Below are 22475 nucleotides of genomic sequence, written 5' to 3' on the forward strand. Positions count from 1 at the left end.
GCTAGTTATTTTTTTCAGAATCTTTGATGCAGTCAACTGCAATCATCAATGCAAGGACAAAAACTTCCCTCGTCTCATCGATGATATTTAAGACATATGTATCTCCCCATGTAAGAAATTCCCGGGTTATAGATCCGATTTTTTTTCCACTTTCATAAATTGAAAATTGAAAGTCAAAAAAATCACCTTCCAGTTCAAGCTTAAGCCCGTTCGCTTCAACATCAATCTGCTTTTTAAAAAATGTAAAACGACTTTTTAATGCAACTTGACGTCCATCTGAAAATCGTACAACATATCTTGGTAAGAAAGCCAATATCTCTTTATCCACAACAAAAATTTCCCTGCCACTCAAATCTTTAACATGAACTGTATTGCCAATCAACTTAAAATCTTGATCAACATAATAAACCGGATTTTGGTTTTCATCCATCACCGAGTATTGGTCTGTTATTTTAAAAACTTTTTGTTGAATAAATAACTTCTTCATATATATCTCCCTAACATGTAGTTTTTCTTAGTATAGCATATTTTAAGGTGATATCCCAAGTGCAATCTCTCTATATTGATAAAGAGTGCATGCCTGCACTCTTTTAGTTTGTTTATTCTTTTCTACCGATAAATGACGACATCCGTATAAGGCATAATCTGGGTAATATTCTTCTCATAGGTATCAATAAAGTTCTGATCCCGATACCAGATGTTAAAGTTCACAGCAATAGCTTGTTCATATTGCGTGCCTTCAAAAGTAACGATTTCATGTAACCGTACTAAATATCTATCATTATCTAGGTAAAAGAAGGCTTCATCATGTTTTAGATATGTATATTTATCGGTTTTCTGTGCTAAGTACTCCATGACAATATCCACTTGGTCTTGTGGCATTCGTCGTTGAAGCAGGCGTTCAAAACTTTCAATATGACCCTCTAACGGTCCATTTTCATCATACATAAATGCCCCCATTACCTTATCTAAACTAGACATATTTCCAATCATATCAAAATCGAAATCTTTTTGGCTCGGAGCATAAGTAATATCACTCGTAAGCAACTTCCAATCTTCTTCTGCACTTTCTCGTACTCCTGCTGCTACAGGATCTACCCAGTTGGCGCCTCCTAGAAGATGAGATTCTATGCCTGAGTATTGTTCGTTGTACTGTTCTTCATAATCAAATGTAGGACGTGTGTCTGGGTCAATTAAGCGTACTACTACTGTACTGGCTTCTGCCCTTGTTAATACCCCTTGTGGTTTAAAGGTATGGTCAGGATAACCTGTGATGATTCCTAGCTTGTACGTTTTCATAATATCTTTGTTGTATTTAAAAGAAAAATCTTCAGAGTCTGTGACCACTTGGAGCACCTGTGTCAAGTCGGTGAAGGTTTGTTCACCTTCTAGGCGTTCTACAGCACGTATAATAATCATACACATCTCTTCTCGTGTGATCACTTGTTTGAAATTCACCGGTCCCAAATAAGAATCAAAGTCTTCTGCTTTGAGTATTCCAAGCTCCATCGCCTTATCGATATAGTTCTGTGCCCAGTAGCCTTCGCTATTACCTGGTTCTTCTCCTAGTGCACGCACCACCATGGTAATAAACTGGTCACGTGCCAATCTCATCTCGGGACGAAAGGTTCCGTCTGGATAACCGACAATAATCCCTCGGTCATCTTCACTCAAGCGTTCAACTGCATCATAAAACCAGTCACTGGTATTCACATCCGTACTTCTTGCTCCATAAATGGGGGTAAAAAAAGACAACATGATTAAACATGTCAAGACATAAGCCGTTCCTTTTAACGTATTCATAACTCTCTCCTCAATTGTATATTTTATTCCTACACCTCTCTATTAGATTACAGAAAATGTCATGTGCATGCAATAGGACGATAGTATTAAAAAAACGTACTCTTATGAGTACGTTTTTTTACTCGCTGTCCCAATAAAATGCTGTTGCTCTTTTTCCGAGAATATAATCATCAAACACTTTTTTCCCTTTTTTTCCACTTAAACCAATACAGACAAAAATAGGAACAAGATGCTCTTGTCTTGGATGGCAATATCTAGCATGTGGCGCTTTTTCCCAACGTTTTGCCATCTCCCATCTGTTAGTTTCATCCAGTTCATCGCAACACAAATCTATAAGCCAATCTTGAAACTCATTATTTTCAGAATCAACTTTATCTTGTCCTGAAAAATCAAATGCTCGCATGTTATGAAATGAGAAGCCCGAACCAATAAATAGAATATTTTCTTGTAATAATGGCGAAAGTGATTTTCCCACCAAAAGATGTGTATCTGCATCTAAGTTAGCATGTAAAGACACTTGTATAACAGGGATATCTGCTTCTGGATACATCAATTTAAGCGGTATATAAGATCCATGATCATAGGGTCGCTCATCATCTAAACGACATTCAATCTGCGCTTGATTTAAAAGTGTCTCAATTTTTTTTGCAAGTACATGATGCCCCTTACATCCATATTCAATGGAATAGGCTTCCTTGGGAAAACCGTAATAATCGTACATGAGCCTCGGTTCTTGATTGCTTTGAATGGTGACTACCGCTTCTTCCCAATGGGCACTAAAGACAACGATGGCTTCTGGTTTTTTCAACATTAATGGAAGCTCTCGCATAAAGTCAATCATACCTTTGTGTGAAGGGTCTTCTAATAGTGGCAGTGGTCCTCCTCCGTGGGAAAAATAAATAGCTTGTCCTTGATTAGAATATGCCTGTTGCTCCATAATATCCCCTTTCTATTCATAAAAAACTTGTGTGTGGTAGATGCGATCTGTTGTGTCCTCTATAATATACGTTCCAATACCAATTTTTGTCATGTCACCCAAGATATTTATTCGGTATCTCCACGTATTTATCAACCGTTCATGTGTAAAAATTGCATTTTGATTGGATGCAATATTTTCTGCGTGAATGCTTGAAGTAATCCCTTGTTCTTTTAAACGGTCTTCAAGGCGCTTACCATCAATACTTGTATGCGATGTATACGCATACTCCGCCATCTCTTGACTATGTAAATAAGCTGCTTTAGCTGCTTGTTCATCCCAGATGACCAAGAACTTTCCTGCCTTATGCCTTGCAACATTCACTAGATGATATAATTGTATCTCATAACTATGCCCTAGTATTTGCCTTTGATTAGCATCAAGTTTTTGATTCACCGGCACGTTAGCATGTTTATCAATCCAAAGAACACCATATGCCAAATCGTCGCGTTGTTGATCATAAAAAATTTTAATATAGTCTTCATCACTATTTTCTGTTTTTATAGTACTAGCTACTTTTTCCCCTAAAAAAGCATGCACAAAACTATATAGTCGGCTTTCTGTATATAAAGCCACAACAATTCCATCTTGTACGCCTGCTTGAAGATAGCGACCATAATCTGATGCAAATAAGTACCACGAAAATCCGTATTCGCTAGCTACACTCTGTGTTGGCTCGCCTAAGAAGACTTTTAATTGTTCAAAAGACATCCCTAGTGTGATTTCATCTTCAAAACGTAGATAGCTTCTATATATTAGCATTATAGCTTCTTCTTTTGTTGCTTTTTGTAGAGGTTTTATACGATGTCTATTATCACCGGTCATTATGTCTTGCTCATACATAAAAACAACTGCATCAGTTGCCCACGAATCAATTGTATGCATATCTGTAAATTCATATAATACAGTTGCATCTGAAGTTGATTGTTGAACAACCATGTCTTCATCTACTTTGAGCAACAAACGATAAAGCATTACAGCCATCTCTTGCCGTGTAATTGTAGCTTTTGGATAAAACCGATTGTCCCCCGTTCCATATATAATCCCCAGCGCTCTTGCGCGTATTACCCTTGGATTATTCGAATCACTAAATTCTTGTGTCCTCTCTATATCGATCTGTGAATTAGTCATTTGCTCATATAGCGGTATAATCAGTTCAATAAACTCTTCTCGTGTAATCTCCATTTGAAATCTAGTCATCATGTGTTCATCTAATAGGTTTAATTCTTGCGCTTGAAAAACTTCGTCGTGTGCCCATGGGGAAGGACTTTCCTGCCCCAAACTAACATTGCTTTGCAAGCAAACCAAACAGCTGACCAGCAATAATGTGAACAACGTATTTTTCATTAGTTATACGCCTCCTTAGAACTACAAAACAAAACAACACTTCCCTATTTATATATTCAATACATACATCCTTTTTCCTTTTGATACGTATTTTGGGTTTACAGATAGCCCTTTTTCGGGTATCATATTTCACAGTAGGCTAAAATCATAACTAAAGGAGACCAATTATAATGAACGAAAAAAGAGGACAATGGGGCTCTCGAATGGGATTTGTCATTGCAGCTATCGGATCTGCTATCGGTCTAGGTAATATCTGGCGATTCCCTTATGTTGCAGCGAGCAATGGCGGCGGTGCATTCTTAATACCATACTTATTTGCACTGTTAACTGCAGGTATTCCAATACTCATTCTTGAGTTTTCTATTGCACACAAAATCAAGCGTTCTGCACCTGGAATTTTTGGACGCATCTCAAAAAAAACCGAACTACTTGGCTGGTTTCAAACCGCTATATCTTTTGGAATCGTTATCTATTATACTGCGATTATCGGATGGACGATTAATTATGTACTCTATGCCATTAATGGTGCATGGGGACAAGATACAGAATCATTCTTTTTTAACGATTTTTTAAATATTTCTGATCACCCATTGGCAATTGGTGGAATCAACACAAAAATGTTAATTGCACTTGCCCTTGTATGGCTGGTTAATTATATTGTATTAATGGGTGGTATCAAATCCGGAATTGAAAAGGCAAATAAAATCTTCATGCCACTACTTGTCGTTTGCCTTATTGTTATTACCATTCGTGGATTAACCCTTGAAGGTGCTACTCAAGGACTTGATTATTTTTTCAGACCTGAATTTTCAAAACTCAAAGACCCAACCGTTTGGATTGCGGCTTATGGACAGATTTTTTATTCATTAAGTATATGTTTTGGAATTATGATGACCTATGCCTCATACCTTCCTAAGAAAACAGATATTGTGAACAACGCTTTCTTAACTGGTCTTGGCAACTGTTCTTTTAGTATCTTGTCTGGTATTGCTGTATTTAGTGTTCTTGGATATATGGCTGCAAGCCAGGGAGTTGCTGTTAGTGAAGTATCTACTGGTGGTATCGGTCTTGCCTTTATCGTCTTTCCTACAGCCATTAATGCCCTTCCAAATATGAACGCATTAATGGGCGCACTATTTTTCTTTTGCCTTATTTTTGCCGGATTCAGTTCAAGTATGTCGATACTTGAAGTTATCGTCTCTGGTTTTTCTGATAAGTTTGAAAGTTCTCGAAAAAAAGTGCTTACACTTACATGTTTTGTTGGATTTATTTTCTCATTCTTATTTGTTACAGATGCCGGATTATACTTCTTAGATATTATTGATCACTTCATTAATACCTATGCTATTGCTGTAGCAGGATTAATTGAAATCATCTTCCTAAGCTGGTATCTAAACCTAGAAGATGTACGTAAATATGCTAACAGCATGTCAGACTTTAGTATCGGAAAATGGTGGAATATCTCTTTAAAGTATTTAACCCCCATTTTACTCTCTGTAATGTTTGTATTTAATACTTTTATCGATTTGACAAAGGGCTATGAAAACTACGACTTAACTTCCTTGTTGGCAATTGGAGGTTCAACCCTTGTCTTTATCGTTATTATCGCTATCGTACTTAATCGCATGAGTGGAGCATCAAACTATCATACTTCGCTTGGAAAAGGAGTTGATTTGAATGAGTGTTAGTGCAATCATCATGGCTTTTTTATCCATTGCAATCACTTGGGGTGGATTTGCGTATTGTCTACGTATTGCCTTAAAAACAAATGCATAGAAATAACGGGGCAGTCGGAAAATGCTATTTTCCGACTGCCCTTTATTATTATAGATAGAATTTGAGAATAATCTTATTATACTATAATTTGATAACTTCACCTTTTACGCGTGACTCTTCAGCAGCAAAAGTAACCATATGGCTTGCAATAGCGCTACCAATCTCACTTCGCATTGTATAGGTCTCCGGCTCTCTTAACGACTGCACCAATGCTTGCATCAGACCAAAATCTCCGCCCCCATGACCATAATCGTTATCCGTTATTTTATCTAATGGAATGTGTGTTTTGGTATCTTCCTTAAAATCATACAAATGAATGATTTCTTCTTCCATATCTCCAATAATCTCGCCTCGCGTACCACTGACACGAATCGTACGATTCACATTGTAAGAAAAAGCATTCATATGAAATGTTGCTGTCACTCCATTGTCAAACTCAAGAATAACGGCTTGATGATCTACAACATCGTTATCGCAATAGTAAACACAACGACCATATGGACCTTCTTCTAGCGCACGCATTCTTCCTTCATAAGACAGATCTTCTGTAATAACATTCACCGGCCAACCATTATTGTTTTGATCCATATAAATATCTAGAGCGCTATAAGGGCACGTATCACGAATTGAGCACTCCACACATCGCTTAGCGGCACCTTCAGGTGCATTGCTTGCTTTAAAGTGTTTTAGCGAACCAAAGGAACTGACTTGCTTACATTGATCGCCTACAAGCCACATAAGAATATCCATATCATGACAGGATTTTGCTAAAATCATAGGGCTGGATTCGCTTTCTTTTCTCCAATTACCTCGAACATAGCTATGTGCCGCATGAAAATATCCAACATTTTCATTATGGGTAATTGCAACAAGATCTCCGATTTTATTTGTATCAATTAGCTCTTTTATTTTTCCAAAGAAGGGTGTATAACGTAACACATGACAGATAGTCAAATTTTTTCCCGATTCTTTTACCGCTTTTTCAATACCGATACATTCCTTTGGACTAACAATCGGCTTTTCTAGCAACACATTATATCCTGCTTCTAAAGCCATAACTGCCGGCTCATAGTGCAACTGATCTTGTGTACATACCAACGCAACATCCGCATCTATTTTTTTCTCCAACAATGGTTCATAACTTTCAAACGCAAATTCTTCGGCTATATTATGCTCTTTGCAAAATTCTTCGCGTCTTGACTTAATCGGCTCAGCCACACCGACAAACTCCAGTTCTTCTGGGTTCTCCAGCGCATAAGGGCCATAGGCTTTAGCCCCTCTAGCTCCCGCTCCAATTAATATTGCTTTTACCTTTTTCATTTGTTTTCCTCCATCTTTTATGTTTCTTTTTTATCCTTTAATCGCACCCGCTGTTATACCACCTACAATATACTTTTGCATAAATATGAAAAAGATGATATTGGGGATTGTTGATATCATTAATCCAGGTAACGCATGTTCCCAATCTGATTGCATTGCAGAGAACTTACTATACAATGCGTTTTGAATATTCAGTGTTGCAGGCTTTCCTCCTAAAATTAAGATGTTGACAATAACATCATTCCAAACTGCCAATGTATCAATAACCAATACAGTAATTAAAATCGGTTTTAATAAGGGTAATGTAATCTGAATATATGACCTTAATTTTGAAGCCCCATCAATATATGCGCTTTCTTCTAACTCGATAGGTATGTTTTTTACAAACCCATGAATCATAAAAACAGCTAGCGGCATACATAATCCAATATTCGCAAAAATATATCCGACTCTTGTTCCAAGTAAATCAAGGTTTCCCATAAATTTGGTCAAGGTGATCATATACGTTTGAAATGGTACCATCATAGGTAAGATAATAATGAAGAAAATCAAATAACTTAATTTTGTCTTCACCCTTGAAAGCTTATACGCTGCCATGGGCGCAAAGATTCCAATAAATATAACCGTAACCACTGTATAAATAATTGTATTGCGAAATAATACTAAAAAGTTAAAGTCAACCCATGTCTCGATATACATCGCAAATGAAATCGAACTCGGCAAACTCAAAAAAGCATTGATAATTTCATTATATGGTTTAAATGAGTTTATTGCGATGAGGATAATTGGATAAAGCCACGCAATGGCAATTAGAGTAATAACACTCTTGACCCCATTTTTTTTAATTGTCGAAAATACCATTAATATTCCACCTCCTTATTTTTAAAATAACGAAGTTGAATGACTGTAACGATTAAAACCACTGCAAAAAAAATCAATGATTTAGCCGTTGCTAATCCATATCTATTGGACAAAAACGCATCATTATATATATCAAAAGCGACGGTTCTTGTCGCATTTCCCGGACCTCCTTTAGTCAATACAAGGATAATATCAAATAACTTGAGTCCAAATGTTAGAGAGTAGAAAATACATATGGTAACGGATGGCATTAATAGTGGTAATTTTATTTTCAAAAATCGTTTAATTTTTGAAGCACCATCAATAGATGATGCTTCAAGTAAACTATTAGGAATCGCCATGAATCCAGCGATATATATAATCATAAAAAAGCCCATATTTTGCCATACCGAAATTAAAACAACAGATACCAAGGCGTATCTTGGATCTCCTAACCAGCTGATGCCAAATAATTCAATACCGGTCCACTCATACAAATATGTAAATCCCGGTCCTAGTAAAAAACGCCATATCAAACTGATTGCAACTAAACTAATAATATATGGCAAAAAATAAAATGCTCGTGTTATATTACTTAGCCAGTAACTTTCTGAAAGATAGTTTGCAATAATTATTGCCAGTACATTAATAACAATGATATAGATAATCGAAAATTGAAGTGTAAAGAGAAAACTACTTTTAAACTGAGCATCTTTTGTAAAAATTCGCACAAAATTATTAAACCCAACAAAGTTCATTTCTTTACTTATACCATTCCAATCAAACACAGAATAGTAAATATTCATTAAAAAGGGAATAATCGTTATCATAATCACCGAAAGTAGTGCCGGTCCTGAAAAAAATAAGAGTTCCATTATACCTTTAGCTTTTTTATTCTTCACATCAATTCCTCAATTCTTTAATGTATTTGTTCTAACCAACCTGTTGTCAATTTTTCATTTGTCTGTTCGATCTCAGACACTCCGAAGAGATATTCCTGTAAAAAAGCTCCCATCTTCATATTATAGCCTGATGGCCATAGCGTATGATTCCATGGTCTTGTCATCCCTTCATCAATCGATGTCTTGGCCGAACTTGCAAGCATTCCTGTCACATCCATATCTGTTGTTACTGCTGGAACTGCTCCTACATACTCTGTCATCCACGCTTGTCCTTCTTCTGATGTTAGGATATGCTTTAAGAATTCTGTAGTCATGTCTAGATGTTCTGAATCTTTATTGGCAAGTAATTGCCAAGAGATACTTGAAAGTAAATACGACTCTTGTGCATTATTGCTTATCGGTACCGGAAGAAATCCTACATTAACATCTGGGTTAAACTCTTTTAATGTTGCCTCGCACCAGTCTCCCATATGAATCATCGCTGCTTCACCATTTGCTAGCATATTCTCTGATTTTTCCCAATCTGTCTCCAAATTTTTATTCGGTCCATATTCTATCATCATATCAAGAAGCCGATATAAATTATTAAAATTGTCCATTGTATCAAAGGTAATCTCTCCATTTGAAAGTGCTTCTACAGTTTTTACAGGATCAGTATTTTCCGTTGTCATATAATGGGATGCAATATGTGCCAAAACCCAAGTCTCTTTAAATGCTGTCGCAAACGGCAAGATTCCTTGAGACTCTAACTCTTTACATACTGCCTCCAGTTCATCTAGCGTTGCTGGAAGTTCTGTTATTCCAGCTTGTTCAAAGAGATCTTTATTATAGATAATTCCCATTGTTTCATATGTCCAAGGTAGGCTTAGAACTTTGCCCTCTGGACTCTTGGATAATTCAATTGCATTCGGATTAAACTTTTCTATTACTGGATCTTCTGAAAAATCATATGCAAAGTCATAATACGATGCTACCATTGATCCGGTTTGAGCAGCAATAATATCCGGAAACTCACCTGCATTAATTCTTGATTTTAAAATTGTCTCATAATCATTTGGGATATGCTGAATATCAAAGGTAACATTCGGATGCGTCTTTTGAAAGCTTTCCACCGCTAAATCTAGACCTTCTGTTCCATATGCCATTGCTGTAAGCATTGTAATCTCAATTGGTTCTGAGTTCGTATTTTCTTGACTAGCCCCCTCTTTATTCGCACTTTCCTTGCCACATGCTCCAAGCAACACTGCACACAAACATACCATAATCACCAATAACTTCTTTTTCATAAATAATCCTCCTTGATAGCTTTTATTATTAGATCGATGCTTTGCCGGCAATATTTACACAATTATATAAAACATGTGGATTTATCCTGAATTCTCTCTCTATATATAACGTGTCAAATCTGATTACAGGATAATATATACATATTCATTAATTGTATATGTATATTATAATGCACTTTGTACAAACAACAAGATAGTATCGTTTGTCATTTGTATACTATTGTTCGCATCATAACTCTATAATATCTTTTCACTCGTATAAAAGCATAAAAAAACGACCTCTCAATCGCTAGATTTAAACTAGCTTTTGAAGGTCGCGCCAAGTTGGCAAGTTCTTTTTTTTATCTTGGAAAATAGTCTTCTTTTATGCCATCAACATTTTCTGATATTTTTCTTTGAAATTCACGAGGTGATACACCTGTATATTTTTTGAACATTTTACTAAAGTACTGGCTCGATGAATAATTTAGTTCCACTGCTACTTCACCAACATTTTTACATTTGTCCGATAACAGTTCCATGGACCGGATAATTTTTAGATGATTATAGTAGTCGAATACACTTTTTGACGTTCCTTCTTTAAAATTGACAGAAAGTGTTGTTTTACATACGTGAAACCGTTCACATATTTCATCAATGGTTATACTTTCATTCACTTTTTCTTTTAAAAATTTAATAACATTCTTGACTAGAAGGGCATTTTTCATTTCAAATTCATTACTGGGCTCTATAGCTAATGTTCGTCCGTCTATGTCACTAATAATTGAAATCAATGCTGATTCAAGGCAGTTTCGTATCAGTTGCTCCTGCAACATATTTCTTTCTCCCTTTTTATAAAAACCTACTCCCGGTTCATAGCGTTCAAAGACAAAATGAACAATATGGAATATATTACGAATCATATTTTGCGCTAAGGGGCTTATGTTAAGGGCTACTCGTGATATCTTATACAAATCAGGATAGTCACAATTAAAGCTTGCAATATTAATATTGGCAGAATTGTTCAAGACAAAATGCCGATGATAATCATTTGGACGGTGTAATATGAATTCACCTTCGTTGATTTCTATAATCATCCCGCATGTATCCACATATAATTTACCTTTGTTGACATAGACAAATTCCCAAAAATCATGGCTTTCACCATAGGTGGTATACTCTTTATTCAGGGTATGATCAAACAGTGTATATATGTTATCAATATCAAGAACTCTACCTAATGAATTGCTTTTCATCTTTTGATAATCAATTTGCATGGTTTGCCTCTATTGACGAATGGACAATAATTTTTGTTTTAATTCGTTTTCTATACGATTAAGTTCAACTTCCGCTTCTTGACGGCGTTGACGTCCCTCTGTCTGAATTTTTAAGACTTCATCCAGGGTTGTAATCAAGGATTCATTTGTATATTTTAATGTTTCTATATCTACGATTCCTCGTTCAGATTCTTTTGCCACATCAATCGTTGCCATCTTTAATGTCTCTGCGTTTTTCTTCAAGAGAGCATTGGTCATATCCGTAACTTCACGTTGGGCTTGTGCAGCCTGACCGGCATGGGTTACACCAAGGGCCAAAACCATCTGACTTTTCCACAATGGAATAGTATTCACAATGGTTGATTGAATTTTTTCCGCCATAATTGAATCATTTTCTTGGATTAGGCGAATCTGGGGTGCCATCTGCAATGAAATTGTCTTTGTCAATTCCAAGTCATAGAGCTTTTTTTCAAAGCGATTAATCATATTATTCATATCATTAACTGCCTGAGCATGTTCTGCTAACCCGGATTCTTCAGATTGTTTGATTAAAGCTGGAAGCTCTTGGTTCTTGGCAATATCAAGCTTTTTCTTCCCAGCTAAAATATACATATTCAACTCTTTAAAATATGTTTTGTTCAGCTCATACATCTTATCAAGCATGGCAACATCTTTTAGCAATGTCACTTGATGGTTTTCTAAAGCCGTTGTAATATGATTGACGTTGGTCTCTGCCTTGGCATACTTGGTTTTCATATCACTAATCTTTTGCGCTGGTCGTCGAAAGAGTTTTTTCAAACCTTTTTCTTCTTCTTCCTTGTCAAAGTTTTTTAGCTCTTTGACCACGCCAGAAAGCATGTCGCCTATTTCTCCTAAGTCTTTTGTCTTGACTCGCTCAAGAGCCGTTTCTGAAAAATCAGCAATCTTTTTTTGCGCTCCGGCACCAAACTGAAGGATAATATTCGAATCTGTTAGGTTGATTTGACTTGCAAAATCGTCTACCATCTTCAATTCTTCCTTAGATAGGACACTTTCTTTTTCAATCTTTTTTTCTTCTTCGGCTAATATTGCTTCTGGTTTTTCATCATCACTGAATGGTTCAAAGGTAAGTGTAGGTATCTCGCTCATATCATTCTCCCATCGTTTTTGATTTATTGATTGTATTTTCTGCAAGGCCTTCTTGGGCCAACATTGTCTCCATCACAGAAATATCTGTAGATATATCCCATGCCAAATCTTTAAACAACTGGTCTAGCAGCTTTTCAAAAGCGCTGTTAATTGTATCTAACGTCTGCTTAATCTCTTGCTTTGTCCTTAATATATTTTCCCCCTGAATCGGTTGCTGTTCGAACTCATAATAGGCCATCAGCAACTTAATCGTTGTCGGTAGATAATAATCCATTAATCGTCGTACTTCATCTTTTTGGTCCGGGTGTTTTTCGATGTACTCTATAATCTTAATCAAAACAGCTTCCATGTGAATAATTTTATTGACCGCGTCTGTGTCTTTAAGTTTTACCCGCAAATCGTTAATACGTTGAAGATAATCTCTTCCCATACGCGCAACCATTGACCCACTATTTTCACTGGTCTGTGCTTGTTCTTCTTTTTCTTCGACCTGTGCCTGTTCATGCCCCGTTAGATAACGATACTGCTCATATCCTCCACGTGATAGATAAAGCATCCCATCTTCTGTATCAAGGCTTGCCTGTGGAAACATACCGATACGTATCATTTTTTTCAAGTCTTTTATAACATATTTATAGGAAAATCCGCTTAGTTCCATCACTTCATACAATTCAATAAAGTGACGATTCCCAATAATATGTAAATACTTATCAAATCGCTTGTATCGATTGCGAAGTGTACTTCCTCGTGATTGCAAAATCAAGCTTGTCACAAAAAAGGGCATCATAATACCGATAGGTAAGGTAAAGGCAGCAACACTTCCTGTAGCCATTCCGATAATAGCTAAAATCATAATCGCAATTCCAAGTCCTGTACTCCCTATCATTCCAAGAATTTTCAAAACCATTCCAGAAACTTTTCCAATGGGATTATACGCAAAAGTAATCTGTCGTTTTTTTATCTTTTTGAACGTCCGCCCAACATATGTATTTTTGGGTTGTTGATAAACCTCTGTTTTTTCGGGTTTGGGAGGGGATGGCGCTTTTGGAGCTTTGGCAACATCATTGGAAAATTGTATCGAACCAATTGCTTTGCGCACTTCATTGATTGCCATATCAACCGTGTCACTGACCACATCACCAATCTCATGATCCATCCCTTTGAAATCACCGGTTCGCATAGATTCTTTGATGCTTCGTTTAAATTCTTTTGTGCTTGTGTTCCATTCTTTACGATCCATAATTATCGATCCTCCATCTATATTATATCTTCTAGATCGAATCCTACTCTTTATTATAGACTAAGTTTAACACAAGCTCAATTCGAAAACGATTAAGATTTAATAAAAAATATCTTTTCTACCTCTTTATAGCTCTCTAATTTTTCATATATCCTTTGCACTATAGTTCAAATATATTATATATGCTAAGTGACTAAGGAGCTTATCATAAGAAAACAAAGGCAGCCAACATAACATGTGGCTGCCTTAATCGATTATTCTTCAGTTGTCTCTTCATCAAGCTGGGTTGTGGGTTCAGGCACTATATTAATCTGACGTGCAGTGGCCTGAATCGGGTCGGATTCCATTACGTCACCTGCAAAAAACACATGTACATACTGCCCTTTTTCAAGTGCGTCCATTGTCTTTTCATCTTCCGCATAAATAACCGTCTCTGAATTAACGGTTACATTACCTCGGTGATAATCCGCGCCATTTTTCCCCAATTCCCCTTCAACAAAAATAGTGATTGTCTCATTGGGGTTGGCTGTTAATTCTTTGATATATCCAGCCAGTCCATATACAACGAGCTCGGAACCGGAGTCCGTATCTGCACCCGGTTGCAACTCTTGTTCTATAGGTGGTTGCTCCGGTTTTGAACAAGCAGTAACTATCATTAACATCAATGCTAACATCAACATGATTTTCATTTTCATAATTGACCTCCTCTTTTGTATAGATTAATTCGTTGCTATACTCTTTAGACGTGGTCAGTAAAAAAATGTTCCATTAACGAAAACCAAAGTAATCCGGGTCTTTTTCTAATAACTTCATAATCAATTCTGTCATCGCTTTGACCTCAACCAGCATACATGTAGCATCACCAAAGGTAAATGTGGTGGCAATATCTTGGTCATAAAGCATCTGCTCAATCCGCCCATAATTTTCCGATACACTGCCATCAACGGTATTATGCCCGATATAAGTCACATCGTAGCTAGTTTTATCATAGTCAATGACCTTAAGGGGTCTTGAACTATTTAACAAGCGATTAGGTACATCCAGCCATTCTTCAATGCTGTGTATGTAAGTATTGCTTGTAAGGTTTGTTCCGACAAATAGAAGCTGGGACGGTTCATCATAAAGGCTTCCAAAGCATCCATGCCGTGGGCATGGTGTAAGCGGTTCTCCTTTTTGTATCAATGCTTTATCTTTATTTGTATATTCGACTTTTCTTTTCCCATAAGCTGCTACAGAATGTGTCGGGTGCAAAGAACGCACCACATCCTCTCGGGACAGAAAAATATTGGTTAATAAACCTACACACGATTTTTCTGTTGCAACATTGTATGTATCCTCTTTTAAATTACCTTCATCCCAAGAGTGTGTGGGAAACAGTAGTAATCCTTCATCCATAAAGTTACATAAGGCATCAATAACGGTGTCTGCTCCACCATCAACCTGACCGATAGCCCGCATAGACGAATGCACCATAATGGTTCCTTTGGGATTGGTATTTGATTTTTTCAAGTGTCTTATTAGCTCATCCTTTGTATACATAACGCTCTCCTTATTATATCGTTTTTACTCTTTTAAAAAGTAATAGACTCACTTTGCCCTTTATTATACCATAGATAAATCTCAAAAAAAAGTTACATGCACACTGTATCTAGCGCATGTAACTTTCTTTATTTTTTCCTTTTATGTGTTATTTTGAATATTTTTTTTCAATATCTGAAAGCATATCAAGACGTATCTGATGGCGGCCACCTTCATATTCAGCCTCTAACCATTGGTCCACAATCATCTTTGCCAACTCTGAACCAACTACCCGTGCTCCCATTGCAAGAATATTACTATTATTATGTTCACGTGATAGTTTTGCTGAGTAAGGCTCACTGCAAACTGCTGCCCGAATGCCTGGTACTTTATTGGCTGAAATTGAAATACCAATACCTGTTCCACATACAATAATTCCTAGATCACAGTCTCCACCTTTAACAGCTTCGGCAACTTTTAGACCATACTCAGGATAATTTTCTCTTTTTACTTCCTGATACGCTCCATAATCCAGCACTTCTATTCCTTTTTGTGCAACGTGCTCCATAAGAATCTTTTTTAATTCTAGTGAAACATGGTCACAACCAAATCCAATACGCATCTTATGACCTCCTGTTATTTTGTGATTAATTGTGAGTCGATAGGAATCATCTCAGGCTCTACATTTGGGCTAATCTCGCCACCTTCTTCAACAGCTTTTACCATCGCTTCTAATGAAGCTGCACCAATCGCTGCTGGATCTTGTGCTACTGTTGCTGCAAGCATACCTTGGTCTACAGAATCTCTAGCCTCTGTATCTCCATCTGTTCCTACGACCATGATTTCTCCAACTTTTCCTGCATTAATCACAGCTTGAAGTGCACCTAGCGCCATTGTATCATTACATGCATAGATTCCTTTTAAATCCGGATTTTGTTGAATAAAACTTGTTGCTACGTCTAAGGCTTTTTGTCGGTCCCAATCTCCCGGCAAGCTTCCTACAAGCTCAAGTCCAGCTGCTTCGAATGCGCTATAAGCACCTTCTCTTCTTGCTTCTCCCGATGCATTACCTGCTTTACCTTCAATAATTGCTACTTTACTTCCTGCTTCAACATTTTCAACGATATAAGTTGCACCTTTTTCTCCTACTTTTACGTTATCTGTTGTTGCAAAGGCAATTACACTACCACCCATTGCCGTTAATTGCTCCATCTCAACTTTTTCGTCAATGTTCATAACATAGATGCCTTTTTCGTTAGCTTGTACAATTCCAGGAATAAGGTTTACCGGAGACAACGGTGCAACTCCAATAGCTTTATAACCTGAGTTAACAGTATTTTCTAGGATTTTAAGTTGTCCTTCTGTGTCTTCTTCTGATTGTGCTGCATATACATCAACTTTTACGCCTAGTTCATCCGCTTTTGCTAAGACACCGTCTTTCATTTTTACCCAAAAGTCGGATGCTTGTGTTTTTAAAATCACCGCATATTCTGCTTCACTTGATTCTGCATCTTGTGTGTCTTGTTCTGTTGCTTCATCCGTTGCATCTGTTGTGTCTTGTGTCTCTTGTGCTGCATCTTGGGTGTTTGTACTGTCGTTGTTTGATGTAGTACTATCCCCTTCTTGACTGCATCCAACTAAACTTGCTACCAAGAAAATACTTACGACTAACATTAATAAAACTTTTTTCATTGTAAAACCTCCTATAAATTAATAATAGTTTGATGTTAAGTCAACATCATAGTTTATAATCATATACATAAAAATGTATTTATGATTCAAGTTTACTAAATCCATAATGCGCACTACCTAAGACACCACTTTCTTGGGTATGCTTTGGAAAAACAAATTGTAAATTTGCTTCGGGATAAGGTTTTCTGGTTCTTTTTTTCACTTGTTCAATTAATGCTTCTTTTGGAAATCCCTCCATCTCTATGACACCTCCGGCAAGTACGATGTAGTCGGGATCTAATATGTTAATCTCTGTTGCAAGGGGGATACTTAAGTTCTCTACAAACTCTTGAATGATCGCATCTTCACTATGACGAATAAAAATCTCATCAATAATGCACTCCGGAAAGTGTCGTTCAACCAGTTGATTTAGGTATTTGCCTGATGCTTTAACTTCGGCACAACCATAATTTGCGCAGGTACATTGCTCTTTAACTCCATATAGCGGAATATGTCCAAGTTCTCCTGCGACACCATTTTTCCCTGAATAGGCTTTTCCATGAATAATAATGGCATTGCCTATTCCTGTGCCAATATAAAAGCCAACAATGGTCTGTTGAGAGATATCTTCAATCTCCATATGCTGAATATCATTAAGCAAAAGGTGGTTCACATCCCGGTCAATATAAACTTTAAGTTTTAATGCTTCTTGCAATTTAGTTGCTAAATCAATGTTTTCTAGTCCTTTTAAATTGGGTGTAGAATACACAAATGTTTTTTCTTTATTCAAAATCGAAGGTATCCCTATGGACACACAGCTCACTTTGTCTTCCAATTGGTACGTATGTATATATTTTTCAATCTCTGTAATAAGGTTCTTAACACCGTCTTCTTGGTTTAACATGGTACTTGGTTTTTTTATAAAATATCTGAGGCTTCCATCTTTAGATACCGTTCCTATCCGAAAATTCGTCCCTCCTATATCTATGCCAATTATATCTTTCACAATCATCACCTTCTATCCGACTAATTTGTCATATCCACTTGAGTAGCATTTTGGAAATTAGTGATCATCTTATCCCATGCTTTTTCCAAATCCTCATCCAAACCAAAAAGTCCTGATGAGCCTACAATAAATACTTCCACTCCTGCTTCATGTAATTCATGAAATGTTTTCTCATTACATGAACCGTCGATTTCGATTAAGTATTTATGTCCTTTTTCCTGCTTTAGCTGCTTAGCCTCTCGAATTTTATCAAGCATCTCCCGAATAAAAGGTTGTCCTGCAAAGCCAGGATCGACACTCATAATGGTAATTTTATCGAGTAGATGTGCATAATGCTTAATGCTCTCTAGTGGTGTCGCCGGATTAAGGACCACACCGACCTTGCATCCTCTGTCTTTAATTTTATTAATGATGCGAAAAGCTTCTGTTGTTATCGTCTCTGCATGAGGACAAATATATTCTGCCCCTGCATCTGCCAACGCATCAATGTAGTCACCGGGATCTGTCACCATCAAGTGGCAATCTAGCGGTATCTCACACGCAGGCTTAATTGCCTTTACAAAATCAGGGGACAGTGTAATGTTTTTGACAAAATGTCCATCCATGATATCTACATGAAAAAAATCTGCACGTGTGTTTAAAATCTTAATTTGCTCTTTAATGTTTAGTAAATCCATACACATCAGTGATGGAGAAAATTTTGGTTTCATGGTTAAATCTCCTCTATATCGTCATTTATTTTTTTGTCGCAACAAAGCGATCAATCGTTACCGAAATAATAATGAGTGAACCCATCACGATTTGCTGATAACTACTAGGTACAGTCAATACAGTCATTCCATAGTTGATAATTCCAATAATGAGTCCACCGACAAATACTCCTGATATTTTCCCTTTTCCTCCAAAGAAACTTGTGCCGCCAATAATTGAAGCAGCTATAGCATATGTCTCAAATCCAGTAGCAGCAGCCGGTTCTGCAGCACCCACTCGACCGATAAGAACGATACCTGCAATACTTGAACAGATTCCTGATATAATAAAGACAAGTAATGTATGGAGTTTGACATTAACCCCTGAATACCAAGCCGCTTCTTTATTGCCACCTAGCGCATAGATATTACGTCCAACTTTTGTCTTTTTGGTAAAAAAAGCAAGAATAATCGCTACAACTACTGCAATAATAACGGCAACCGGTACTCCTGCTATTCGGCTACTTATGGTTGTGATAAATTCCACCGGAAATCCAAATACAGAACGTGCACCTGAGATAATCAATGTCACTCCTCTAAAGATTGCTTGGGTTCCTAACGTTATAATAAAAGGATGCAGGCCTGTTCTATTCACTAAAAATCCATTCATAAATCCAAAAATCCCACCAAAAACAACGCCTAAAAATAATGCTAATAAGACTGGTACTCCTGCAACCATCATCTTTGCAACAATCATACCCACAAGTGCTGCTACAGAACCTACCGATAAATCTATGCCTGCAATAAGAATGGCAAAAAACTCACCTAGTGCAAGTAATATATTGACTGAACTTTGATTCAAAATCTGTGGAATACTTTGCAAGTTTAATATACTCTCCGGTTTTAGAGCTGTTAAAACCAATACCAGCAATATAAATATTCCAAGGGTTCCATATTTTTGCCATATCATATTAAAGGACATCTTCTCTACATGTGCTTTTTTATTCATTCTTTTCACCTCGTTTTTCTATTTGTCCCGTCGACGATTTTACAATAATCTCTTCTGTTGCCTCATTGACACCAAAAATACCATTAATCTGACCTTCTCTAAAGACCGCAATTGTATCGCATACTGAAAGTAATTCAGGTAATTCAGAGGATACTACCAGTACCCCTTTGCCTTCTTGTGCAAGTTTACGCATCAACACATAAATCTCACTTTTACTTCCAACGTCGATTCCTTTTGTCGGTTCATCAAAAATAATGAGATGTGAGTTAGCAGCTAACCATTTTCCCAAAATAACTTTCTGCTGATTCCCGCCTGATAGCTCAGTAATATTTTGATGGATATCTCGGCATTTTACTTTTAGATTTTCTACAAATGTATGGGCGTTATCGACTTCCCATTTATTTTTTACTAATCCCGTCGTTCCTTGAAGGACGGTATTTTTAATGTACTCAACAATGGACATATTTTGTTTGATATCAAAATTGTCTAAAAAACCTGTCTCTCTTCGATTTTCTGTCACCATGGCCAAACCATGCTTTATCGCTTCATAAGGTGATCGGATCTCTATTTTTTTGCCATCTAAGTATATCGCTCCTGAACTTTTGGGTTCAGCTCCAAAAATCGCATTCATCAATTCACTACGTCCGGAGCCTACCAGACCTGCAAATCCAAGTATCTCACCTTGATGCAACTGGAAAGAAACATTTTTGACACGCTGGTCTTTTCTAGAAATATTCTTGACTTCAAAAAGAACTTTTTCACGGCTAAAATCAGTAATCGTCGGATGATGATATGTTCCTTTTATCTCACGTCCTACCATCATCTTAACTAGGTCATCTTCATCTACATCCTTCACGTGACGTGTTCCTACATATGTTCCGTCTTTTAACACCGTCACTCGGTCTCCGATTTCTTTGATTTCTTTCATTTTATGGGAGATGTAGACAATCCCTTTACCTTCAGCTTTTAGCTGTCGAATGATTTTAAACAAATGCTCCGTCTCCGATGTTGTCAATGATGTTGTCGGTTCATCCATGACGATAACATCTGCATCGGCAACCAAAGCTTTTGCAATCTCAACTTGCTGCTTTTCAGAAATACTGATGTCTTCAACAAATGTCTGAACATTTCTTTTTACTCCGACTTTATCCAATACCTCTGTTGCTTTTTTTTGCATGTAGTCATAATCTACAACCGGAATATTAAAACGCTTATGGGTAGGAATCCTACCTACAAACAAGTTTTCTTGTATTGATATTTCATTAATTACGCTTAGTTCTTGATAGATGATACTGATTCCATTTTCTTGTGCTTCTTTTGGTGTCAGCTTTGAAAATTCATTGCCTTTGAGAACAATCTTTCCCGATGTTGGTTGATAGACGCCACTTAATATTTTCATCAACGTCGATTTTCCCGCACCATTTTCCCCCAAGAGAACATGCACTTCGCCCGCTTGAATATCAAAGCTTATATTATCGAGTGCCTTTACCCCTGGAAAAACCTTGGTAACATTTTCCATTCGAACGAGTGTACCCATAAGAACCTCCTTAAAGTATTTTTTCTTTTACGTAATCGATTACTCAACCTATAAAAAAATATGTAATCGATTACGTTGTTGCTAAAAAAATTATGTAGATAATCTTTTTTTTAAGTGTACAGGTATGCTAATATTTTTTTTTGTTATTGTCTCACCATGAATTAATTTCATGAGTGTCTTTGATGCTTCGATTCCTAGTTTTTCCGTATCTTGTACGATGGTCGTCAATGTTGGATTGCAAAATTTTGATAAAGAAATATTATCAAACCCTACTACCCGAACATCTGTTGGAACGCTATAGCCACAGACATCTAGTGCATGTACCACGCCTAATGCCATATGGTCATTTGTTGCGAAGACTCCATCAAAATACAGTCCGTCTTGAATCTGCTCAAGTATTTTATTATATGCTGCAGAATAAGATGGTTCCGTGTCCAATTCAAAGTATTGTTCAATCACATCTTTTTTTTCACTAACGCCTTTTAAAAAACCATCTAATCTTCCGATAACCGGAGAGACGTCACGACTGTCTCTTAAAAATAATGGACGTCGACTTCCACTTTCAATCAGCTCAAGTGTGGCTAAGTATCCACCATGCGCATTATCCGATGCCACTAAAAAATCAGCATTCTTTGGACATCTATCAATATAAATCACAGGTATATTCTTTTTTTGAAAGTCTTCAATCTCTGTCTGTCCCGATATATATATAACGCCATCAACATTTTTTTCCAAAAGGTTGCGAATATGCATCGTCTCTTTTTCACGATCTTCATTCGTATCACAGATAAATACTGAATAATTGTGTTTTAGGAAAAAGCTATCAATTGTTCGGGCAATCTTTGCAAAGAACTCATTGGTTATATCTGGTACAACCACTCCGATTGCATGGCTTGTATTTGTCCTTAGACTCTTTGCATATGCATCTGGCACATAGGCATATTTTTTAATCGCCATAAGTACTTTTTCTTCTGTTTCTTTTGAATAGCCTCCTTTGTTATTGATTACGCGAGATATTGTGGCTGTAGACACACCTATTTTATTCGCTAATTGTTTCATCGATAATTTTTGTTCCACAATACATCCCCCTTTGTTACGTAATCGATTACCTTATGTTGTAATAATATACTAATATTTTCAATCTGTCAACTATTTTTTATTAATTCTGTCG

At 36.7% G+C, this 22475-nt stretch carries 22 protein-coding genes; 2 read left to right on the forward strand and 20 right to left on the reverse strand.

All coding sequences use genetic code 11. The features are described 5' to 3' along the window. Position 1 precedes the first annotated feature (1 nt). From QBE53_14195 to QBE53_14210, 4 genes are all read right to left on the reverse strand, one after another. Positions 2-487, reverse strand: coding sequence for an LURP-one-related family protein (locus QBE53_14195; GenBank protein WZL80935.1), 486 nt, complete (start codon positions 485-487; stop codon positions 2-4). 122 nt (positions 488-609) lie between these two features. Further along, complete coding sequence (locus QBE53_14200) at positions 610-1803, reverse strand: S-layer homology domain-containing protein (GenBank protein ID WZL80936.1); 1194 nt, start codon at positions 1801-1803, stop codon at positions 610-612. A gap of 118 nt (positions 1804-1921) precedes the next feature. Beyond that, positions 1922-2740: a class III extradiol ring-cleavage dioxygenase gene (locus QBE53_14205; GenBank protein ID WZL80937.1), complete on the reverse strand. Its 819-nt coding sequence runs from the start codon at positions 2738-2740 to the stop codon at positions 1922-1924. A gap of 12 nt (positions 2741-2752) precedes the next feature. Then, on the reverse strand, positions 2753-4126 hold the full coding sequence (locus QBE53_14210; GenBank protein ID WZL80938.1) for a CAP-associated domain-containing protein: 1374 nt from the start codon (positions 4124-4126) through the stop codon (positions 2753-2755). A gap of 170 nt (positions 4127-4296) precedes the next feature. Between QBE53_14210 and QBE53_14215 the strand changes: the two genes are divergently transcribed. Then, positions 4297-5814 carry a sodium-dependent transporter gene (locus QBE53_14215; GenBank protein ID WZL80939.1) on the forward strand — a complete coding sequence of 506 codons (1518 nt, stop codon included), beginning with the start codon at positions 4297-4299 and terminating at the stop codon, positions 5812-5814. Next, positions 5804-5902, forward strand: coding sequence for a MetS family NSS transporter small subunit (locus QBE53_14220; GenBank protein ID WZL80940.1), 99 nt, complete (start codon positions 5804-5806; stop codon positions 5900-5902). Before QBE53_14215 ends, QBE53_14220 begins: the two co-directional genes overlap by 11 nt. An 81-nt stretch (positions 5903-5983) precedes the next feature. On the opposite strand, the gene QBE53_14225 is transcribed toward QBE53_14220, so the two are convergent. The 16 genes from QBE53_14225 to QBE53_14300 form a co-directional block, all read right to left on the reverse strand. Next, positions 5984-7222, reverse strand: a complete 1239-nt coding sequence (locus tag QBE53_14225; GenBank protein WZL80941.1) for a Gfo/Idh/MocA family oxidoreductase — start codon at positions 7220-7222, stop codon at positions 5984-5986. Between the two features lie 30 nt (positions 7223-7252). After that, positions 7253-8083 carry a carbohydrate ABC transporter permease gene (locus tag QBE53_14230; GenBank protein WZL80942.1) on the reverse strand — a complete coding sequence of 277 codons (831 nt, stop codon included), beginning with the start codon at positions 8081-8083 and terminating at the stop codon, positions 7253-7255. Next, positions 8083-8964 carry a sugar ABC transporter permease gene (locus tag QBE53_14235; GenBank protein ID WZL80943.1) on the reverse strand — a complete coding sequence of 294 codons (882 nt, stop codon included), beginning with the start codon at positions 8962-8964 and terminating at the stop codon, positions 8083-8085. Before QBE53_14235 ends, QBE53_14230 begins: the two co-directional genes overlap by 1 nt. 17 nt (positions 8965-8981) lie before the next feature. After that, positions 8982-10250 (reverse strand): extracellular solute-binding protein, encoded by a 1269-nt coding sequence (locus tag QBE53_14240; GenBank protein ID WZL80944.1) that lies wholly within the window; start codon positions 10248-10250, stop codon positions 8982-8984. 341 nt (positions 10251-10591) lie between these two features. After that, positions 10592-11506, reverse strand: a complete 915-nt coding sequence (locus QBE53_14245) for an AraC family transcriptional regulator (protein WZL80945.1) — start codon at positions 11504-11506, stop codon at positions 10592-10594. 9 nt (positions 11507-11515) lie between these two features. Next, positions 11516-12634 (reverse strand): toxic anion resistance protein, encoded by a 1119-nt coding sequence (locus QBE53_14250; protein ID WZL80946.1) that lies wholly within the window; start codon positions 12632-12634, stop codon positions 11516-11518. Between the two features lies 1 nt (position 12635). Next, on the reverse strand, positions 12636-13874 hold the full coding sequence (locus tag QBE53_14255; GenBank protein WZL80947.1) for a 5-bromo-4-chloroindolyl phosphate hydrolysis family protein: 1239 nt from the start codon (positions 13872-13874) through the stop codon (positions 12636-12638). 254 nt (positions 13875-14128) lie between these two features. Then, the gene (locus tag QBE53_14260) at positions 14129-14569 is read right to left on the reverse strand and encodes a DUF3221 domain-containing protein (protein ID WZL80948.1); all 441 of its coding nucleotides are present in this window, start codon (positions 14567-14569) and stop codon (positions 14129-14131) included. Positions 14570-14642: 73 nt separating this feature from the next. Continuing rightward, the gene (locus tag QBE53_14265) at positions 14643-15413 is read right to left on the reverse strand and encodes an AAC(3) family N-acetyltransferase (GenBank protein WZL80949.1); all 771 of its coding nucleotides are present in this window, start codon (positions 15411-15413) and stop codon (positions 14643-14645) included. 148 nt (positions 15414-15561) lie between these two features. Beyond that, a complete protein-coding gene (rpiB, locus tag QBE53_14270) occupies positions 15562-16014 on the reverse strand; it encodes a ribose 5-phosphate isomerase B (protein WZL80950.1) in 453 nt (150 codons plus the stop codon). 14 nt (positions 16015-16028) lie between these two features. After that, a complete protein-coding gene (alsB, locus tag QBE53_14275) occupies positions 16029-17084 on the reverse strand; it encodes a D-allose transporter substrate-binding protein (protein ID WZL80951.1) in 1056 nt (351 codons plus the stop codon). A 79-nt stretch (positions 17085-17163) separates the two neighbouring features. Then, a complete protein-coding gene (gene alsK / locus QBE53_14280) occupies positions 17164-18069 on the reverse strand; it encodes an allose kinase (protein ID WZL80952.1) in 906 nt (301 codons plus the stop codon). A gap of 20 nt (positions 18070-18089) precedes the next feature. Continuing rightward, positions 18090-18779 carry a D-allulose 6-phosphate 3-epimerase gene (gene alsE, locus QBE53_14285; protein ID WZL80953.1) on the reverse strand — a complete coding sequence of 230 codons (690 nt, stop codon included), beginning with the start codon at positions 18777-18779 and terminating at the stop codon, positions 18090-18092. A 25-nt stretch (positions 18780-18804) separates the two neighbouring features. Next, positions 18805-19767, reverse strand: a complete 963-nt coding sequence (alsC, locus tag QBE53_14290) for a D-allose ABC transporter permease (GenBank protein ID WZL80954.1) — start codon at positions 19765-19767, stop codon at positions 18805-18807. Beyond that, positions 19760-21304, reverse strand: a complete 1545-nt coding sequence (locus QBE53_14295) for an ATP-binding cassette domain-containing protein (GenBank protein ID WZL80955.1) — start codon at positions 21302-21304, stop codon at positions 19760-19762. The genes alsC and QBE53_14295 overlap by 8 nt, the downstream gene beginning before the upstream one ends. Positions 21305-21394: 90 nt before the next feature. After that, positions 21395-22381, reverse strand: a complete 987-nt coding sequence (locus QBE53_14300; protein ID WZL80956.1) for a LacI family DNA-binding transcriptional regulator — start codon at positions 22379-22381, stop codon at positions 21395-21397. Positions 22382-22475 lie beyond the last annotated feature (94 nt).

The organism is Vallitaleaceae bacterium 9-2, from assembly GCA_038396585.1.
Taxonomy (GTDB): Bacteria; Bacillota; Clostridia; order Lachnospirales; family Vallitaleaceae; genus UBA1351.

Coding starts and splice junctions, on each gene's coding strand:
- QBE53_14195 (WZL80935.1), bottom strand. CDS start 487: ATGAAGAAGTTATTTATTCAACAAAAAGTTTTTAAAATAACAGACCAA.
- QBE53_14200 (WZL80936.1), bottom strand. CDS start 1,803: ATGAATACGTTAAAAGGAACGGCTTATGTCTTGACATGTTTAATCATG.
- QBE53_14205 (WZL80937.1), bottom strand. CDS start 2,740: ATGGAGCAACAGGCATATTCTAATCAAGGACAAGCTATTTATTTTTCC.
- QBE53_14210 (WZL80938.1), bottom strand. CDS start 4,126: ATGAAAAATACGTTGTTCACATTATTGCTGGTCAGCTGTTTGGTTTGC.
- QBE53_14215 (WZL80939.1), top strand. CDS start 4,297: ATGAACGAAAAAAGAGGACAATGGGGCTCTCGAATGGGATTTGTCATT.
- QBE53_14220 (WZL80940.1), top strand. CDS start 5,804: ATGAGTGTTAGTGCAATCATCATGGCTTTTTTATCCATTGCAATCACT.
- QBE53_14225 (WZL80941.1), bottom strand. CDS start 7,222: ATGAAAAAGGTAAAAGCAATATTAATTGGAGCGGGAGCTAGAGGGGCT.
- QBE53_14230 (WZL80942.1), bottom strand. CDS start 8,083: ATGGTATTTTCGACAATTAAAAAAAATGGGGTCAAGAGTGTTATTACT.
- QBE53_14240 (WZL80944.1), bottom strand. CDS start 10,250: ATGAAAAAGAAGTTATTGGTGATTATGGTATGTTTGTGTGCAGTGTTG.
- QBE53_14245 (WZL80945.1), bottom strand. CDS start 11,506: ATGCAAATTGATTATCAAAAGATGAAAAGCAATTCATTAGGTAGAGTT.
- QBE53_14250 (WZL80946.1), bottom strand. CDS start 12,634: ATGAGCGAGATACCTACACTTACCTTTGAACCATTCAGTGATGATGAA.
- QBE53_14255 (WZL80947.1), bottom strand. CDS start 13,874: ATGGATCGTAAAGAATGGAACACAAGCACAAAAGAATTTAAACGAAGC.
- QBE53_14260 (WZL80948.1), bottom strand. CDS start 14,569: ATGAAAATGAAAATCATGTTGATGTTAGCATTGATGTTAATGATAGTT.
- QBE53_14265 (WZL80949.1), bottom strand. CDS start 15,413: ATGTATACAAAGGATGAGCTAATAAGACACTTGAAAAAATCAAATACC.
- rpiB (WZL80950.1), bottom strand. CDS start 16,014: ATGCGTATTGGATTTGGTTGTGACCATGTTTCACTAGAATTAAAAAAG.
- alsB (WZL80951.1), bottom strand. CDS start 17,084: ATGAAAAAAGTTTTATTAATGTTAGTCGTAAGTATTTTCTTGGTAGCA.
- alsE (WZL80953.1), bottom strand. CDS start 18,779: ATGAAACCAAAATTTTCTCCATCACTGATGTGTATGGATTTACTAAAC.
- alsC (WZL80954.1), bottom strand. CDS start 19,767: ATGAATAAAAAAGCACATGTAGAGAAGATGTCCTTTAATATGATATGG.
- QBE53_14295 (WZL80955.1), bottom strand. CDS start 21,304: ATGGGTACACTCGTTCGAATGGAAAATGTTACCAAGGTTTTTCCAGGG.